Source organism: Pseudomonas sp. NBRC 111127 (assembly GCF_001320345.1).
Lineage (GTDB): Bacteria > Pseudomonadota > Gammaproteobacteria > Pseudomonadales > Pseudomonadaceae > Aquipseudomonas > Aquipseudomonas juntendi.
The window spans coordinates 1-17,395 of sequence record NZ_BCBD01000045.1 but is presented as its reverse complement, the minus strand read 5'-3'; the positions used below and the strand labels follow the sequence as shown (position 1 = coordinate 17,395).

Here is a 17,395-nt window from a genome sequence, read left to right as displayed (position 1 = left end):
GTACCATGGAGCCCATGCCGTATAGCCCCGGAGCTCCCATGTCCCATCCGTTCGATACCCTCACCCCTGACCTGGTCCTGGACGCCGTGGAAAGCCTCGGCTTTCTCAGCGATGCCCGGGTGCTGGCACTGAACAGCTACGAGAACCGCGTCTACCAGGTGGGCATCGAGGGGGCGCAGCCGCTGATCGCCAAGTTCTACCGGCCTGGCCGCTGGAGCGATGCGGCCATCCTCGAAGAACACAGCTTTACCGCTGAACTGGCCGATTGCGAAGTGCCGGTCGTAGCGCCCATGCAGCACGCCGGCCGTACCTTGTTCGAGCACCAGGGCTTTCGCTTCACGTTGTTCCCGCGCCGTGGCGGCCATGCCCCGGAGCCTGGCAACCTCGACCAGCTCTACCGCCTGGGGCAACTGCTTGGCCGCCTGCATGCCGTCGGCGCCTGCAAACCGTTCGCTCACCGTGAAGCGCTGACTGTGGACAGTTTCGGCCATGCCTCGCTGAACACTGTGCTCGATGGGGGCTTTGTACCCCGCGAGCTGCTGCCGGCGTACGCGTCAGTGGCCCGCGACCTGCTCAAGCGGGTCGAGGACATCTACGCCCGCACCCCGCACCAGCTCATCCGCCTGCATGGCGACCTGCACCCCGGCAACCTGATGCACCGCGAAGACGTGTACCACGTGGTCGACCTCGACGACTGCCGCATGGGCCCCGCCGTACAAGACCTGTGGATGATGCTGGCCGGCGACCGCCAGGAGCGCCTGGGGCAGTTGGCCGAACTGATCGACGGCTACAACGAGTTCCACGATTTCGACCTGCGCGAGCTGGCCCTGATCGAACCGCTGCGGGCGCTGCGCCAGTTGCATTACAGCGCGTGGCTGGCGCGGCGCTGGGATGACCCGGCATTCCCGCCCAGCTTCCCCTGGTTCGGCCAGCCGCGCTATTGGGGCGATCAGATCCTCGCCCTGCGTGAACAAATGGCGGCGCTGGATGAAGCCCCGCTGAAATTGTTCTAAAACGGTGCACGCCTCTGTCTACAATAGGGGTCGCTTTATTTAGCTACCTAAGCAAGGATTCTGCATGCACGCCGCAAACCCGCGTCGCGGGTATCTCCTGGGCCTGAGCGCCTACATCATCTGGGGCCTGTTCCCGATTTACTTCAAGGCAATCCAGAGCGTCCCGGCGGTGGAGATCATCGTCCACCGGGTGCTTTGGTCGGCACTGTTCGGCTCGCTGCTGCTACTGCTGTGGAAACACCCCGGCTGGTGGCGTGAGCTGCGCGACAACCCGCGCCGGCTGGGGGTCCTGGCCCTGAGCGGGGCGCTGATTGCCTTCAACTGGCTGACCTATGTGTGGTCGGTCAACAACGGGCGCATGCTCGAGGCCAGCCTGGGTTACTACATCAACCCGCTGATCAACGTGCTGCTGGGCATGCTGCTGCTGGGCGAGCGGCTGCGCCGCCTGCAATGGCTGGCAGTGGGCATGGCTGCAGTTGGCGTGGCCCAGCAGGTGTGGCAGGTGGGCAGCCTGCCCTGGGTGTCGCTGGCGCTGGCGCTGAGCTTTGGCTTCTACGGGCTGATCCGCAAACAGGCCCCGGTTGCGGCGCTGCCGGGGTTGGTTGTGGAAACCTGGATGCTGGTACCGCTGGCCCTGGGCTGGTTGCTGCTGCACCCAACGGCCATGAGTGCACAAGGCGCGTTCTACACCAGCAGCGAAGCGCTCTGGCTGATGGCTGCGGGGCCGGTGACCCTGATACCGCTGGTGTGCTTCAACGCCGCAGCGCGGCACCTGCCCTACACCACCCTCGGCTTCCTGCAATACCTGGCGCCAACCCTGGTACTGCTGCAGGCGGTGCTGCTGTTCGATGAGCATTTGTCCTCCAGCACCCTGGTAGCCTTCATGTTCATCTGGGCTGGCCTGGCCATTTACAGCGTGGATGCCTGGCTAAGTTTGCGCAAGCGCGCCTGATCAAAAAACGATCAAAACTCTGCAGGCCATGGAGTACCTGGCCTGCAGAGACATCTCCAAAGGTTATCCACACCCTCGTCCCCGTGCTTTGTGCACAAGCTGCTGAATTTTGGGTGTTTTTTGAGCAAACCTCTGCAGCGGGCGCATTGCCTGGGCTGGGGAGGTGAACCCCCAGGTTATCCACAGGGCCTTCCCCGTGATACTGGGATAACCGCAAGGGATGTCTTTACCAAATCCCCTGTAGGAGCGGCCTTGCGTCGCGATGGGCCGCAAAGCGGCCCCGGCCAATCCACTCAATCCTCCGCCCGCAACCGCAACTCCACCATCAAGTCATCCGCCAGACTCTCCAGCCGCTGCTGCAGCTCGTCCAACGGCAAGGCCAGGGGCAAGGCCAACAAGGCATCGGCATGGAACAATGGCTCGCTGCTCATCGGTGCCGGCCGCACTTCTGTCGTGAACCGTTCCACGTTCACCTGCAACTCCGCCAGCAAACGAGTGATGTCCCGCACGATCCCCGGCCGGTCATTGCCGACCAGTTCCATGGCAATCGGCTTCCAGGTACACGAGGGTTCCACCCCGCTCTCTGCAACCAGCACACGAATGTCGTACTGGGCCAGCCCCTGCAACGCCGCCACCAGCCCATCGTGATTTTCAACCGGCACCGCCACCCGCAGGATCCCGGCAAACTGCCCGGCCATACGCGACATGCGGCTTTCCAACCAGTTGCCGCTGTGGTCTGCGATGCACTGCGCAACACGTTCCACCTGGCCGGCCTTGTCAGGGGCGATAACAGTCAGTACAAGATGATCCACAAGCCGTTCCTCGTGTCGAACCGCGCCAAGCGCAGAAAATCGGGGGATCGGCTCAGTATAGGCAAGGCGCGGCAACCTGCCGCAGGGCAATCTGTGCAACCAATCGTGTACTGTTTCAAGATTTATCTGGAACAATCCACCATTTTTTTGCGAACATACCTGCTCCCAGCGTGACCATACGCGACCAATGGGTCGCACAACGGCGCTTTTAGTCTGATTTTGCCCCGTCTACTGCTTCATGTAGTATCCCGTGGCGCGGACTACAAAACGTCGTTTGGATGTCTGCCAAGGCGCCTGTGAAAATACGCACACTGTCTGCCAGCCAGTCTGGCGGGCTGCACCCAGCCGCGCTCGGGGTCCTCCCCGGGGGCAAGTACTGGTACGTGTTTAGAGAAGCGCTACAGGCTTAATACAGAAGAGCGAAATAGCTGAGCAGAGTGAGGCAAGCAATGACTGGATACGTTCAAGTCGGTGGCCTTCAGGTCGCCAAGGTCCTGTACGACTTCGTGAACAACGAAGCCATCCCCGGGACCGGCATCGTCGCCGAGCAGTTCTGGGCGGGTGCAGAGAAGATCATCAATGACCTCGCTCCAAAGAACAAAGCCCTGCTCGCCAAGCGCGACGAGCTGCAAGCCAAGATCGACGCCTACCACCAGGCACGCAAAGGCCAGGCCCATGACGCCGCAGCCTACAAAGCATTCCTCCAGGAAATCGGCTACCTGCTGCCACAAGCCGACGATTTCCAGGCCACCACCCAGAACGTGGACGAAGAAATCGCCCATATGGCCGGCCCGCAGCTGGTCGTGCCGGTGATGAACGCCCGTTTTGCCCTCAACGCCGCCAACGCCCGTTGGGGTTCGCTGTACGACGCGCTGTATGGCACCGATGCCATCAGCGATGAAGGCGGCGCCGAAAAAGGCCAGGGTTACAACAAAGTGCGTGGCGACAAGGTGATTGCTTTCGCCCGCGCCTTCCTTGACGAAGCCGCGCCGCTGGCGGCTGGGTCGCACGTCGACTCCACCGCCTACCGCATCGAAGCCGGCAAGCTGGTGGTCACCCTGAAGGGCGGCACCAACACCGGCCTGCGTGACGACGCCCAACTGATCGGCTTCCAGGGTGATGCCGCGGCACCGACTGCCGTGCTGCTGAAACACAACGGCCTGCATTTCGAAATCCAGGTCGATGCCAGCACCCCGGTCGGCAGCACAGACGCCGCTGGCGTCAAAGACATCCTGATGGAGTCGGCACTGACCACCATCATGGACTGCGAAGACTCGGTCGCCGCCGTCGATGCCGACGACAAGGTCATTGTCTACCGCAACTGGCTGGGCCTGATGAAGGGCGACCTGGCCGAAAGCGTGAGCAAAGGTGGCAAGACCTTCACCCGCACCATGAACCCCGACCGCGAGTACGCTGCGCCCAACGGTGGCAGCGTGACCCTGCACGGCCGTTCGCTGCTGTTCGTGCGTAACGTTGGCCACCTGATGACCAACCCGGCAATTCTCGACGCCCAGGGCAACGAAATTCCGGAAGGCATCCAGGATGGCCTGTTCACCAACCTGATCGCCCTGCACAACCTCAACGGCAACACCAGCCGCAAGAATACCCGCAGTGGCAGCGTGTACATCGTCAAGCCGAAGATGCATGGCCCTGAGGAAGTGGCGTTCGCCGCCGAGATTTTCAGCCAGGTCGAAGACCTGCTGGGCATGCCCCGCAACACCGTGAAGGTCGGCATCATGGACGAGGAGCGCCGGACCACGGTCAACCTCAAGTCCTGCATCAAGGCCGCTGCCGAGCGCGTCGCGTTCATCAACACCGGCTTCCTCGACCGCACGGGCGATGAAATTCACACCTCGATGGAAGCCGGCGCCGTGGTGCGCAAAGGTGCCATGAAGAACGAGAAGTGGATCGGTGCCTACGAGAACAACAACGTCGATGTCGGCCTGGCGACCGGCCTGCAAGGCCGTGCGCAGATCGGCAAAGGCATGTGGGCCATGCCCGACCTGATGGCCGCCATGCTCGAGCAGAAGATCGCCCACCCGCTGGCCGGTGCCAACACCGCCTGGGTGCCATCGCCCACTGCCGCCACCCTGCATGCCCTGCACTACCACAAGGTGGACGTACAGGCACGCCAGCGTGAACTGGCCTCACGCACCCCGGCGTCGGTGGACGATATCCTGGCCATCCCGCTGGCTGCCGACACCAACTGGTCGGCGGAAGAAATCCGCAACGAGCTGGACAACAATGCCCAGGGCATCCTCGGCTATGTCGTGCGCTGGATCGACCAGGGTGTCGGTTGCTCGAAGGTGCCAGACATCAACAACGTCGGCCTGATGGAAGACCGCGCCACCCTGCGCATCTCCGCGCAACTGCTGGCCAACTGGCTGCGCCACGGCGTGGTCAGCCAGGCGCAGGTGCTGGAAAGCCTCAAACGCATGGCGGTGGTGGTCGACCAGCAGAACGCCGCTGACCCTCTGTACCGCCCGATGGCGCCGAACTTCGACGACAACATTGCGTTCCAGGCGGCAGTGGAGCTGGTGGTCGAAGGTGGCAAGCAGCCCAATGGCTATACCGAGCCAGTGCTGCACCGCCGTCGTCGCGAGTACAAGGCGCGCAACGGGTTGTAAGTTACACCTGCGTACGGGGGCCGCTTTGCGGCCCAATCGCGACACAAGGCCGCTCCTACAGGGATATCGCAAATATCAAAACTTGCGCTGCACCTGTAGGAGCGGCCTTGTGTCGCGATAGGGCTGCAAAGCAGCCCCTCTCTGCCTCAATCAATTTTCAGCTCTTTCTTCACCAGCTCCAGCAACTTGCCCAGGTCCACCGGCTTGAGCAGGAAGTCCACCACCCCCAGGTGCATCACGTCCACCGCCTCTGCCACATCGGTGTCGCCCGACACGACGATGATCGACAACGCCGCCCGCTCCGACCCGCGAATCTTGCGGATCAGCTCCAGCCCATCCTCTGGCTGCATGCGCAAATCCGTAATCATCAAACCGATGCGCTGCTGGAAATGCAGGTACAACCTGGCCTCCTCGGCCCCGTCCGCGCCCACGCAATCAATGCCCCGGCTTTTCAGGTACAGGATCAAGGCCTCACGGTTCACCGCGTTGTCGTCCACCACCAGCACCAACGGCTTTACGACTACCGGCGCACTGGCCATACCCAATGCCTCGCGCTCTTCGTCGCTTAAAATATCGATTTGCTCAGGCATGGCCATCTCGTCAAAAAAATTCCGCTTCACCCATAGGACCGCAGAACTTGCGTCGCCCGGTTCGCCTTTCGTCGGGTCTTTGACAGGGGGGCTCATAGACTTACGTCCAATGGGCACCACCCCGCCGCAAGCCGACCATGGAGGCAGAGAACAACATGGCCGGCACCTATATATAGATATATATAGTTCGGCATAGCGATACGGTCGGTTTCATGAGCAAAAAGGACGCCTACAGCCAGGCGGGCAGGACCGCAGTGCTGCAGAACATTCAGGGCACGCTGCAGTTTCTGCAGCGCTTTCCGCCGTTCAACCAGATGGAGCACAGCCACCTCGCCTACCTGGTCGAGCAGTGCCAGCTGCGCTTCTATGCCAGCGGCGAAAGCATCGTCAAGCCGGCAGACGGGCCGGTCGAGCATTTCTACATCGTCAAGCAGGGGCGGGTGGTGGGCGAGCGTCAGCACCTGGTGAAACCGGGGGTCGAAACCACCTTCGAAATCACCAGCGGCGAGTGCTTCCCGCTGGCCGCCCTGCTCGGCGAACGGGCCACCCGCACCGAGCATCTGGCCGGCGAAGACACCTTCTGCCTGCAACTGAACAAGGCAGCGTTCATCCGCGTGTTCTCGATGTCTGAAGTGTTTCGGGATTTTGCCCTGCGCGGGGTCAGCAGCCTGCTCGACCAGGTCAACCAGCAGGTTCGCCAGCGTGCAGTGGAAACCCTGGGCACCCAGTACTCGCTGAACACGCCGCTGGGCGAACTGGCCATGCGGCACCCGGTGGTGTGCAGCGCGGATACGCCGCTGCGCGAAGCCGTGCGGCTGATGCACGAGCAGCAGGTGGGCAGCATCGTCGTGGTTGACACGCAGCGCTACCCCACCGGCATCTTCACCCTGCGCGACCTGCGCCAGGTGGTGGCCGCGGAGGACGCCGAGCTGGGTGCGCCGATTGCCCGGCACATGACCGCCAAGCCCTTCTACCTCAGCCCACAGGCCAGTGCTTTCGACGCAGCCATGGCAATGACCGAGCGGCACATTGCCCACGTGTGCCTGGTGGAAAACGGCCGGCTGTGTGGCGTGGTTTCGGAGCGCGACCTGTTCTCGCTGCAACGGGTCGACCTGGTGCACCTGGCGCGCACCATTCGCCATGCACCGCGGCTGGACAACCTGGTCTCGCTGCGCGGCGAGATCAGCCAACTGGTCGAACGGATGCTCGCCCACGGCGCCTCGTCCACCCAGATCACCCAGATCATCACCCTGCTCAACGACCACACGGTATGCCGGGTCATCGAACTGGCCCTGGCCGAACGGGGCGACCCTGGGGTGCCTTTCAGCTGGCTGTGCTTTGGCAGCGAAGGGCGTCGCGAACAGACCCTGCACACCGACCAGGACAACGGCATCCTCTTCGAGGCGCTGGACAGTGCCGAGGCCGACGCCATCCGTGCCCGCCTGCTGCCGCTGGCACAGTACATCAACCAATGCCTGGCCCAGTGTGGCTTCACCTTGTGTACGGGCAACATCATGGCCGGCAACCCTGCGCTGTGCCTGTCGCGTGCCGAGTGGGCGCGGCGCTTTGCCGGTTTTGTCCGCGAAGCCAGCCCGGAAAACCTGCTGGGCTCAAGCATCTACTTCGACCTACGGGTGGTGTGGGGCGACGAGCAGGGCTGCGAGCAGCTGCGCCAAGGCGTGCTGGCGCAGGTGGCCGACAACCGGATATTCCAGCGCATGATGGCGGAAAACGCCCTGCGCCAGCGCCCGCCAGTGGGCCGCCTGCGCGAGTTCGTGCTGACCCGCCAAGGCAATGACAAGGCGGCCACACTCGACCTGAAGGTCCAGGGCCTGACGCCCTTCGTCGATGGTGCCCGGCTGCTGGCGCTGGCCAATGGCATCGGCGCCTGCAATACCCTGGAGCGCTTGCGCCAGCTGGTCGCCAAAGGGGTGATCGAAGCACTGGACGGCGCGGCCTATGAAGAGGCGTATCACTTCATCCAGCAGACCCGCATGCAACAGCATCAACGCCAGGCCCGCGCCAACCTGCCGTATTCCAACCGGCTTGACCCGGACAGCCTCAACCACCTGGACCGGCGTATCCTGCGCGAGTCCCTGCGCCAGGCCCAGCGCCTGCAAAGCAGCCTGGCCCTGCGGTACCAGTTATGAGCCTGTTCGCCTGGCTGCGCCCCGGCACGCCCGAGCTGGACCCTGCCACGCGCCAGCGCCTGGCCCGGCAACCTAAACCCGCGCCCCTGGGTGTGTGCACGTTGCGTGAGCAGCGCTGGGTGGTGCTGGACCTGGAAAGCAGCGGGCTCAACCCCAACCGTGATCAGGTACTGTCGATCGGCGCAGTGGCCATCGAGGACGGGGCCATCGACTTTGCCCAGCAATTTGAACGCACCCTGCAGCGGCCACTGCTGAAAACCAACGCCAGCGTGCTGATTCACGGGCTGGGGCCAAGCGCCCTAGCCGCCGGTTGCGAGCCCGCTGAAGCCTTGCTGGACCTGCTCGACTTCATTGGCGATAGCCCGGTGCTGGCATTCCATGCTCCGTTCGACCAGCGCATGCTGGCGCGGGCACTGAAAGAAAGCCTGGGTTACCGCTTGCAGTCGCCGTTTCTGGATGTGGCCGAGCTGGCGCCGATGCTCAACCCCGACACGGTTCTGCGCGAGGCCGGCCTGGATGACTGGGTGGCGCGCTTTGGGCTGCAGGTGGAAGAACGCCACCACGCCAGCGCTGATGCCCAGGTCACCGCAGAACTTGTGCTGATCCTGTTCAGCCAGGCCCGGCGCCAACAACTGGACAGCCCGCTGCAACTGGAACAGCGCCTGCGCGGCTGGCGGCGACGCAAGGTGCAGAGCCATGGCATGTGAGGCCAGGGCTACGCAGCGCCAGTGAAAACGCAGGCCCTTGGCCAACCCCATGCAGGCGAACCGATAAGCGTCCATTGCACCCACCCCCTCCCCTCTGCAACAATCGCGAATAATTATCGTTAGTTAATGCATACGTTCCGGGGGGACGCTGCTTGCCTTCTGCACATAGCCCACACGCCGATCTGATCGGTACGCTGTACCGCGATCACCGCGGCTGGCTGCTCGCCTGGTTGCAACGCAACATGGCCTGCCGCCAACGTGCCGAAGACCTGAGCCAGGACACCTTCGTGCGCCTGCTAGGCCGCGAGCAGCTGGCCTCGCCCCGCGAACCGCGTGCCTTTCTTGCAGCCGTGGCCAAGGGGCTGATGTTCGACCACTTCCGGCGCGCCGCACTGGAACAGGCCTACCTCGCGGAACTGGCACTGGTGCCGGAAGCCGAACACCCCTCCCCCGAAGTACAGCACCTGATTCTGGAAGACCTCAAAGCCATCGACCGCCTGCTTGGCAAGCTGTCGAGCAAAGCCCGCGCGGCGTTCCTGCACAACCGCCTGGATGGCATGGGCCATGCCGAAATCGCCGAGCGCCTGGGCGTTTCGGTGTCGCGGGTGCGCCAGTACCTCGCCCAGGGTATGCGCCAGTGCTACGTGGCCCTGTACGGGGAGCCGACGTGAGCAACGCACCGGTTTCGTCGCGTGTACTGGAAGCTGCCATTGCCTGGAAACTCAACCTCGACGGCGGCAGCGACAGCCCTGCCGAACGTGGCGAGTTCATGCGCTGGCATGCCGCCAGCGAAGAACACGCGCGCGCCTGGCGACAGCTCGGCGCCATGGACCAGCGGCTCAGCGCAGCCGCCGGCCCGGCGCGCCAGGCGTTGCTGCAGTCGCGCGCCAGCCTGCGCCGGCGCATCGGCAAGGTCGGCGGCGGCCTGGCCGGCATGTTCCTGCTCGGCTCGCTGCTGGCCTGGGTCGGCGCACCGTCACTGGCGCCCAGCTACTGGCTTGCCGACCAGCGTACCGCCACCGGCGAGTTGCGCACCTTGCGCCTGGCCGACGGCACCCTGTTGAGCCTCAATACCCACACCGCGGTAGACATCGACTACGCCGGTGCGCAACGGGTGATCGTGCTGCACCAGGGTGAAATCTCGGTCGATACCGGCCACCAGGACCCACGCCCGCTGCTGGTGCGCACCGACGATGGCCGCTTGCGCCCACTGGGCACGCGCTTCCTGGTACGTCGTGAAGCCGCAGGCACGCGCCTTGAAGTGTTGCAAGCGTCGGTCGCGGCCATGCCGCATAACAGCGGTGACGAGCAGGTGTTGCGCGAAGGCCAGCAGGTGCTGATGCATGCCGATGGCCTGGGCCAGGTCAGCGCAGTGCCGGCCGGTGCCGATGCCTGGACGCGCGGCATGCTGGTGGTCGACGACGTACGCCTTGGCGACTTGCTGGCGGTGCTGGGCAAGTACCGCAGCGGCTACCTGGGCGTGGATGCAGCGGTCGCCGACCTGCGGGTAAGCGGCAGCTTCCCGCTGACCGATACCGACCTGGCATTGGCCTCGCTGGAGCCGGTGCTGCCGGTGAAGGTCGAGCGGCATACCCAGTGGTGGGTGAAGGTCACGCCCAGGTAGCGCTGTAGCAGCCTGATCACAGGCGCCCCTGCTTTTACAAACAATTCTCACTTTTTTTCAGATTCGCCCTGTCACTTTTCGATTCTCGCTCGGCAAGGATGCAGCAAGCACTTACCCGTCGAGGAACCGCCGCATGTCCCGTGCCGTAGATCGTATCCTGCGCCCCAGCCTGATGGCCCTGGCCATCGGCATGGCCGCGCCGCTGGTCAGCCCTGCCTTGTTCGCCGCCGAGCAATCCGCGCTGCGGGCCTACAACCTGCCCAGCGCACCGCTGGCCACTGCCCTGAACCAGATCGCCAGCCAGGCCGGTATCGCCCTGGCCCTGGACCCGGCGCTGGTCAGTGGCCGCACGTCGGCGCCGGTCAACGGCCGCTATGACGGGCTCGGCGCCTTGCAGGCAGCGCTGCTGGGCAGCGGCCTGCAATTGCAGCAGAGCAGCGCGGGCAGCTACAGCCTGGTCGCGGTGCCGGAGGGCAGCCTGGCCTTGCCGGAAATCACCGTGAACGCCAACAGCGCCAGTGAAAGCGCGTGGGGCCCGGTCGACGGCTACCTGGCCCAGCGCACGGCCGCCGGCACCAAGACCGACACCGCCCTGGTCGAAGTCCCACGGTCCATTTCCGTGGCGACCCGCGAGCAGATGAAAGACCGCGGCGTGCATAGCCTCGACGACGCCGTGCGCTATATGCCAGGCATCGTCTCTGCCAGCTTCGGCAGCGACACCCGCTATGACTGGATGCGTGTGCGCGGCTTCGAGCCCACCCAGTTCCTGGATGGCCTGCCGTTGCCACGTGGCGTGTACGCCAACCCGAAAGCCGAAACCTGGAACCTCGACCGCCTGGCGCTGCTGCGTGGCCCGGCTTCTTCGGTCTATGGCCAGACCCCACCCGGCGGCCTGCTGGACATGGTCAGCCGCCGCCCGCAAGTCGAAAGCGCGCATGAAATCGAACTGCAATATGGCAGTGACAACCACCGCCAGATCAACTTCGCCAGCACCGGCAAGATCGATGACGACGGCCGCTTGCTGTATGGCGTGAGCGGTGTGATCCGTGACAGCGGTACGCAGGTCGATCACATCGACAACAAGCGCTACAACATCGCCCCGAGCCTGACCTGGAACGTGGACGAAGATACCTCGCTGACCTTCCTCTCCCAGTTCACCCGCGACGATACCGGGGTCACCAGCCAGTTCCGACCGATCCAGGGCACCAAGATCGACATGCCGTTCGGCAAGATCTCGCACCACAAGAACTTGGGTGACCCGAATTACGAGTTCTACGACCGTACCTACTACGCGCTTGGTTACGCGTTCGAGCACCGTTTCAACGACGTGTGGCAGTTCCGGCAAAACTTGCGCTATACCAAGTCCGAGCTGTCGTTCCAGACGATCACCGTCAACAGCTACTTGCCAGAGTTCGGCATGGTCGTGGACGACCAAGGCAACGTGGGGCGTAGTACCACCAACGTTGACGAGGACATCAGCCAGTTCGCCGTCGACAACAACTTTCAGGGTGATTTCAGCACAGGCGCCATCAGCCACACCTTGCTGGTCGGCCTGGACCACCAACGTACCAACAACAATTTCCTGACGATCTATGGCGCTGCGCCGCCCATCAATGTCAACGACCCGGTCTACGGTTTGCCGATCAGCAGACCGGACCGTTCCACTGCCTACTACGACTACGACCAGAAAACCATTCAGACCGGCCTGTACGTGCAGGACCAGATGGCGCTGGGCAACTGGCGGCTGACCTTGGGTGGTCGGGAGGACTGGGTACACACCGGTACAACGTTCTTCAACAAAGGCGACGCTACCAACACCCAGCGCGACAGTAACTTCAGCGGCAACGCGGCGATCAGTTACGTCTTCGATTCGGGGTTTGTGCCTTACCTGTCCTATGCAGAATCTTTCCAGCCCGCCAGCAAGGCCGATGCGGACCCACTGAAGTCGTTCAAACCAACCGAAGGCAAGCAGTGGGAACTGGGTGTCAAATACCAGCCCCCCGGTTCAAATACGTTGCTCTCGGCCGCGGTGTATGACCTGACTCAAAAGAATGTGCTGGTCACCAGCAACGACGGCAACACCAGTGTCACCAGCCAGACCGGCGAAGTGAAAGTCCGCGGCCTGGAGCTTGAAGCGGTTTCCGACGTTACCGACAACCTGAAGGTGATTGCCGCCTACACCCTGGCCAAATCCGAAGTGCAGGATGGTCAGTTCAAGGGCAACCGCCTGCAACTGATGCCTAACCAGCAGGCCTCGGTGTGGGGCGACTATACCTTCCACTCGGGCGTACTGGACGGCTTCGGCATCGGCCTGGGGGCACGCTACACCGGTAATACCTATGGTGACCAAGGCAACACCTGGCTGGGCAAGGCCAATGCCTACACGGTGTTCGATGCCTCGGTGCATTACGACCTGGGCCGCCTGGACAACAGCCTGAAAGGGGCGTCGGTCGCGCTCAATGCGACCAACCTGCTGGACAAGGACTACCTCTCCACCTGTGACTCGTACTACTGCTACTACGGCGACGAGCGGAGTGTCGTGGCCAGCGCCACCTACAAGTTCTGAGTGAGCCGGGGCCGCGTTGCGGCCCAATCGCCGGCAAGCCAGCTCCCACAGGTAAATCAGGAGCCCGAGGACCTGCGCTGACCTGTGGGAGCTGGCTTGCCGGCGATTGGGCTGCTGCGCAGCCCCCTCCAATTCCTCAGGCAAAAAACGGTACCGTGATGAAAAGCCCAACCATCCGCCGCTGGTCAGCGGTCCACACCTGGAGCAGCCTGGTCTGTACCCTGTTCCTGCTGTTGCTCGCCCTCACCGGCCTGCCGCTGATCTTCCACCACGAACTCGAACACCTGCTGGGCGACGCCGCCGAACTGCGCGAAATGCCGCCCGGCACCCCGCACCTCGACCTGCAACAGCTGGTGCTCAAGGCCGAGCAGCACCGCCCCGGCGAGGTCATGCAGTACTTTGGCTATGAAGAAGACCAACCCGACGGCGTGGTGGCCATCACCGCCGCCACCGCCGGTACCGAGCCCAACCTGTCGCACACCTTCATGCTCGACGCCCGCACAGGCGAAGCGGTAGCCATGCCCGCCGCCAACGGTGGCTTCATGATGCTGATGCTGCGTCTGCACGTGGACATGTTCGCCGGCCTGCCGGGCAAGTTGCTGCTGGCCTTCATGGGCGTGCTGTTCGTCGTCGCGATCGTGTCCGGCACCGTGCTGTACGCCCCGTTCATGCGCCGGCTGGGCTTCGCCAGCGTGCGCCACGACAAATCCCGGCGCCTGCGCTGGCTCGACCTGCACAACCTGATCGGCATCGTCACCTTGGCCTGGGCACTGACTGTCGGTGTAACCGGCGTGATCAGCGCCCTGTCCGACCTGGTGATCGCTGCCTGGCGCAACGACAGCCTGGCGGCGATGGTGGCCCCCTACCGCAACGCCCCACCGCTGGGCGAACGCGCTGCGGCCAGCGACCTGCTGGCCATCGCCGAACAGGCCGCCCCCGGCATGCGCCCAGACTTCATCGCCTTCCCCGGTACACGCTTCTCCAGTGAGCACCACTACGCGGTGTTCATGAAAGGTGCCACGCACCTCACTTCGCACCTGCTGACCCCGGTTCTGATCGATGCACGCACGCTGCAAGTGACCGCCGTCGGCGAACGCCCCTGGTACATGGATGCCATGGGCCTGTCGCAACCCCTGCATTTTGGCGACTACGGCGGGCGGCCCATGCAGGTGCTGTGGGCAGCACTGGACGTGCTGACCATCATCGTGCTCGGCAGCGGCCTCTACCTGTGGTGGACCAAGCTGCGCAGCAGCAGGGGGGCGCGCCCGTGAGCCACACGTCACGCAGCACCAGGCAGATCTTCGCCTGGCCTGGGCTCATCGCCGCACTGGGCGCAGCCGGCCTGTTCGCCGCGCTGCTCGGGGACGGCGCCTGGGACGCCCTGGCCTGGCTGGGGCTGGGCATTCCGGCATGGCTCGGGTTCCGTGGGCTGAGCGGCAAATGAGGTAAACAGCTAACACGCCTGTATCAACAGCTGGGACCAAGCTGCACGGTTTGTTCACCGTGGAGCCCGCCATGAGCCTGACACACTTCAAGTCCTTCGATGCGCAATTGAGCGCCCTGCTCACCCCACCCCCCGCGCCCGACCCGTCGCTGCCGCTGCTGAACGCACGCCAGCGCTACTTCGCCGACCTTGCGCAGTACTGGCTTGGCACCGCAAGCGGCGAAAGCCGGCGGGCACGCCTGGCTACGCTGCTGCGCCAGCAACTGCTGGCGCAAATCGCGTTGCGCAGCGATGACCATACGCTGGGTTCGAGCCATGCCGAGCTGGTCACCTGCTGCGCCAACAGGCCGCTGCCCTCGCAGCGCCAGCATTTACCAGCCGCGCAACGGCCGCAGATCTACCGCCCCGTACTGGACATCACCACACCCAATTGGCGTAGCTACCTGCCCGGCACCTTCGTGATCGTCGAAGGCGGGCCCGAGGGCCGCATGCCAGACACCCGCAACACCACCGACTACGCGCTGCTGTGCAGCCTGTCCCATGGCATCGAAGCATTCGATAGCCTTGCCGAGCTGCACACCGAGCTTTGCGAACGCCTGGACGACGTGCAGCAAAGCCGGCCACTGCTGCGGCACATGAGCAACGAACACGATCGCGACAACGCCCGCAACGCCGAGCGCCTGCGCTATGAATGGTTCAACGAGGACATGATTCAGGCACAGGTTCAGGCCTTGATCGACGGCCAGCACGCCGCGCTGACCCAGGCCTGGCAGGAAGCTGCGCAGCAGGCGGCGGTAGACTGGCCCAAGCTGACAGCGGACCTGGCCGAGGCCGCCGATCTGCTGCCATGGGCCGACAGCCGCTCTGCGCTACAGACACGCTACGGCCTGCTGCTGGAGCGCAACTCGCCAGCCTGGCTGAAGAACGCCTCGGCACAGGGCCTCACGCACATCATGCAAACCCTGCAAGAGCTGGTGATCGCCATCGACAAGGCGGCGGCACCCGGTATCCTGAGCCTTGAGCAATTCGTCGACCGCAATGGCCTGCTCGCCTGGACGCGTGAACGCCTGCGTACCCAACTGCGCCAACGTCACCAGCTGGATATCGACCCGCTCGGCCTGTATGTCAGTGTCACCCTGGCCAGGCCCATAGGCCCCGTGTTGCCGCCCAGCATCACCGGCCCGTGGATACCCGTCGCCAGCCGCCCGCAGGTTGGCGACAGCATCGAGCTGGTCCAGCAGACCTACCGCATCGACGAGCTGGCGCTGATCAACGTCAGCTTGCTCGATATCGACTACTGGTTGACGGCGAGGGTGCACGACAAGCAGGGCGTGACCGTCGATGGCGTCAGCCCAAGCCAGGTCAAGCAGCTGGTCCGTGAGCTGGATGTGGGTGAAAGCTACAGCCAGTACTTGCGCACCCACTTGCTGACATCCCCGCAGGCACAGTGGCGGCAGGACAGTTATGTCGCCATCAGCCATGCGCGCATGCGCGCTGAAGCGGCCAAGGCGCACTATGCCGGCCACCTTCTCGAAGACCCGTTCGAGCGCGGGTTCGCCTGGATCACCACCTTGCTCGAATACCCGCAAAGCCATGCGCGCCAACAGGCAGACGTAGCGCAACTGAGCGTGCGCCAGTTGCTGATCGGTGGGCATACGCTGCAAGGCATCATGCTGGTCACCCCAGACAGCCCAGGCTTCGCCCGCTTCATCGTCTACACCCCGGACGCCCCGGACCGCCGTGCCTGGCGTGAGTTTCGCAATACCCGGCACATGCTCAAGACCCTGCGCAAACAACCTGCCCTGCGCGATTACCTGAAAGACCGCCTGCCGCTGGCCGATCGTGAGCAAATCGAGCTATGGCTGACCAAAGGCGGCATGGGGCCCCATGTACAACGCCCGACGATCATCGGCGATTTCCAGCAGGCCCGCTACCTCGCGGAAGTGAATGCCATGCTGGCCGCGGTCGATGCAAGCACCAACACCCGGCGGGAACTGCTGGCCGAGCTCGGCCTGCGCGGGCTGACGCTCATTCTGGACTTGATCAGCTTCGTGTTGCCCAACCGGGCACTGGTGGCGGTATCGTTGGGGCGTTCGATCCTGTCGGTGATCGATGCGCACAAGGCCTTCAAGCAAGCGCAACGCACGGAGGTACTGAAGCACATCGTCGACGCCTTCACCTACGCCAACGACGCCGTCAACAACCTGGGTGGAACAACCGTGATGCGCCGCGCGTTGCGTGGAATACCCTCGCCTCCACCGCTGAAGTTGCCGCCTTCGGCAAGCGTGAACATCAACCGTGAAAAACTGCGCTACCGCGTGGATGGCATTCACAAAGAAGGTATCTACGAGCAACCCTCGCCGTACCCTGGCCTGAGCTTCTACTACATCAGGGATGCCAGCGGGGCTACATACCAGGTCGCTTTCGACGGCTACCGCTGGCGGGTAGTAGACCCGCGCATGCCAGACGCCTATACCAAGGTACCGGTCAAACGCCGCGAAGACGGCGAATGGGTAGTGGACTCGGTGGTGCTGTGGCATGACGGGCTACCCGACTTGCAGGCGCTGTTCGAAGCGTGCCAACTGCCCACGTACCCCGCTGACGCCGAGCCAACCGACACCGCTGGGCTGTACCGCCTGGGCCGGGAGTACTTTCTGGTGGCAGGCAGCCAGGCGTTGCCGCTGCGGGCGCACTTGCTGGACAACCATTACCATTTGCTGATGCCCGGGCAACCGGACCGCAGGCCCATTGCCTGGGCCATTGTGCGTTGGCAGGGGGACCAGTGGCGCATCCGGGTTCGCCAGCCCGGCCGAAGCAGTGACTGGCTGGCGTTTCCAGACTGTTATTCGGTAAGCCGCGGCAACAGCCCGTCCAACCGCTGATGCAAGGCACTGCCACTTGGCCAGTTGC

13 protein-coding genes are annotated in these 17,395 nt (G+C 63.8%); 11 read left to right on the top strand and 2 right to left on the bottom strand.

The window, feature by feature from the left end:
* The first annotated feature begins 38 nt into the window (after positions 1 to 38).
* Together APH30_RS11015 and rarD are read left to right on the top strand one after the other, a co-directional pair.
* Positions 39 to 1,013 carry a serine/threonine protein kinase gene (locus APH30_RS11015; RefSeq protein ID WP_054912551.1) on the top strand — a complete coding sequence of 325 codons (975 nt, stop codon included), beginning with the start codon at positions 39 to 41 and terminating at the stop codon, positions 1,011 to 1,013.
* A 64-nt stretch (positions 1,014 to 1,077) separates the two neighbouring features.
* Positions 1,078 to 1,965: an EamA family transporter RarD gene (rarD, locus tag APH30_RS11010; protein WP_054912550.1), complete on the top strand. Its 888-nt coding sequence runs from the start codon at positions 1,078 to 1,080 to the stop codon at positions 1,963 to 1,965.
* A gap of 293 nt (positions 1,966 to 2,258) precedes the next feature.
* Here rarD and APH30_RS11005 read toward each other — a convergent pair whose 3' ends face one another.
* Positions 2,259 to 2,777 (bottom strand): glycine cleavage system protein R, encoded by a 519-nt coding sequence (locus tag APH30_RS11005; protein ID WP_054912549.1) that lies wholly within the window; start codon positions 2,775 to 2,777, stop codon positions 2,259 to 2,261.
* Between the two features lie 449 nt (positions 2,778 to 3,226).
* On the opposite strand from APH30_RS11005, the gene APH30_RS11000 reads away from it, so the two are divergent.
* On the top strand, positions 3,227 to 5,404 hold the full coding sequence (locus APH30_RS11000; RefSeq protein WP_009681522.1) for a malate synthase G: 2,178 nt from the start codon (positions 3,227 to 3,229) through the stop codon (positions 5,402 to 5,404).
* Between the two features lie 146 nt (positions 5,405 to 5,550).
* Here the strand turns inward: APH30_RS11000 and APH30_RS10995 are convergent, their stop codons facing one another.
* Complete coding sequence (locus APH30_RS10995) at positions 5,551 to 6,090, bottom strand: response regulator (protein WP_054912548.1); 540 nt, start codon at positions 6,088 to 6,090, stop codon at positions 5,551 to 5,553.
* Between the two features lie 116 nt (positions 6,091 to 6,206).
* Here APH30_RS10995 and APH30_RS10990 point away from each other — a divergent pair, with 116 nt between their 5' ends.
* The 8 genes from APH30_RS10990 to APH30_RS10960 all read left to right on the top strand — a co-directional run bounded on the left by APH30_RS10990 (position 6,207) and on the right by APH30_RS10960 (position 17,367).
* On the top strand, positions 6,207 to 8,144 hold the full coding sequence (locus APH30_RS10990; protein ID WP_054912547.1) for a DUF294 nucleotidyltransferase-like domain-containing protein: 1,938 nt from the start codon (positions 6,207 to 6,209) through the stop codon (positions 8,142 to 8,144).
* On the top strand, positions 8,141 to 8,851 hold the full coding sequence (locus APH30_RS10985) for a PolC-type DNA polymerase III (RefSeq protein WP_054912546.1): 711 nt from the start codon (positions 8,141 to 8,143) through the stop codon (positions 8,849 to 8,851). The genes APH30_RS10990 and APH30_RS10985 overlap by 4 nt, the downstream gene beginning before the upstream one ends.
* Before the next feature lie 152 nt (positions 8,852 to 9,003).
* Positions 9,004 to 9,522 (top strand): RNA polymerase sigma factor, encoded by a 519-nt coding sequence (locus APH30_RS10980; protein WP_054912545.1) that lies wholly within the window; start codon positions 9,004 to 9,006, stop codon positions 9,520 to 9,522.
* The gene (locus APH30_RS10975) at positions 9,519 to 10,475 is read left to right on the top strand and encodes a FecR domain-containing protein (RefSeq protein WP_054881576.1); all 957 of its coding nucleotides are present in this window, start codon (positions 9,519 to 9,521) and stop codon (positions 10,473 to 10,475) included. The genes APH30_RS10980 and APH30_RS10975 overlap by 4 nt, the downstream gene beginning before the upstream one ends.
* 133 nt (positions 10,476 to 10,608) lie before the next feature.
* Positions 10,609 to 13,041 carry a TonB-dependent siderophore receptor gene (locus APH30_RS10970; RefSeq protein WP_054912544.1) on the top strand — a complete coding sequence of 811 codons (2,433 nt, stop codon included), beginning with the start codon at positions 10,609 to 10,611 and terminating at the stop codon, positions 13,039 to 13,041.
* 158 nt (positions 13,042 to 13,199) lie between these two features.
* A complete protein-coding gene (locus tag APH30_RS10965) occupies positions 13,200 to 14,312 on the top strand; it encodes a PepSY domain-containing protein (RefSeq protein WP_009683341.1) in 1,113 nt (370 codons plus the stop codon).
* A complete protein-coding gene (locus APH30_RS29075; RefSeq protein WP_009683340.1) occupies positions 14,309 to 14,485 on the top strand; it encodes a hypothetical protein in 177 nt (58 codons plus the stop codon). The genes APH30_RS10965 and APH30_RS29075 overlap by 4 nt, the downstream gene beginning before the upstream one ends.
* A gap of 71 nt (positions 14,486 to 14,556) precedes the next feature.
* A complete protein-coding gene (locus APH30_RS10960) occupies positions 14,557 to 17,367 on the top strand; it encodes a dermonecrotic toxin domain-containing protein (protein WP_054912543.1) in 2,811 nt (936 codons plus the stop codon).
* Positions 17,368 to 17,395: the final 28 nt, after the last annotated feature.

Bases quoted from the DNA above. Each gene is read 5' to 3' on its own strand.
- APH30_RS10985 (WP_054912546.1), top strand. From the start codon at position 8,141: ATGAGCCTGTTCGCCTGGCTGCGCCCCGGCACGCCCGAGCTGGACCCT.
- APH30_RS10970 (WP_054912544.1), top strand. From the start codon at position 10,609: ATGTCCCGTGCCGTAGATCGTATCCTGCGCCCCAGCCTGATGGCCCTG.
- APH30_RS10965 (WP_009683341.1), top strand. From the start codon at position 13,200: ATGAAAAGCCCAACCATCCGCCGCTGGTCAGCGGTCCACACCTGGAGC.
- rarD (WP_054912550.1), top strand. From the start codon at position 1,078: ATGCACGCCGCAAACCCGCGTCGCGGGTATCTCCTGGGCCTGAGCGCC.
- APH30_RS11000 (WP_009681522.1), top strand. From the start codon at position 3,227: ATGACTGGATACGTTCAAGTCGGTGGCCTTCAGGTCGCCAAGGTCCTG.
- APH30_RS10960 (WP_054912543.1), top strand. From the start codon at position 14,557: ATGAGCCTGACACACTTCAAGTCCTTCGATGCGCAATTGAGCGCCCTG.
- APH30_RS11015 (WP_054912551.1), top strand. From the start codon at position 39: ATGTCCCATCCGTTCGATACCCTCACCCCTGACCTGGTCCTGGACGCC.
- APH30_RS10995 (WP_054912548.1), bottom strand. From the start codon at position 6,090: ATGAGCCCCCCTGTCAAAGACCCGACGAAAGGCGAACCGGGCGACGCA.
- APH30_RS10990 (WP_054912547.1), top strand. From the start codon at position 6,207: ATGAGCAAAAAGGACGCCTACAGCCAGGCGGGCAGGACCGCAGTGCTG.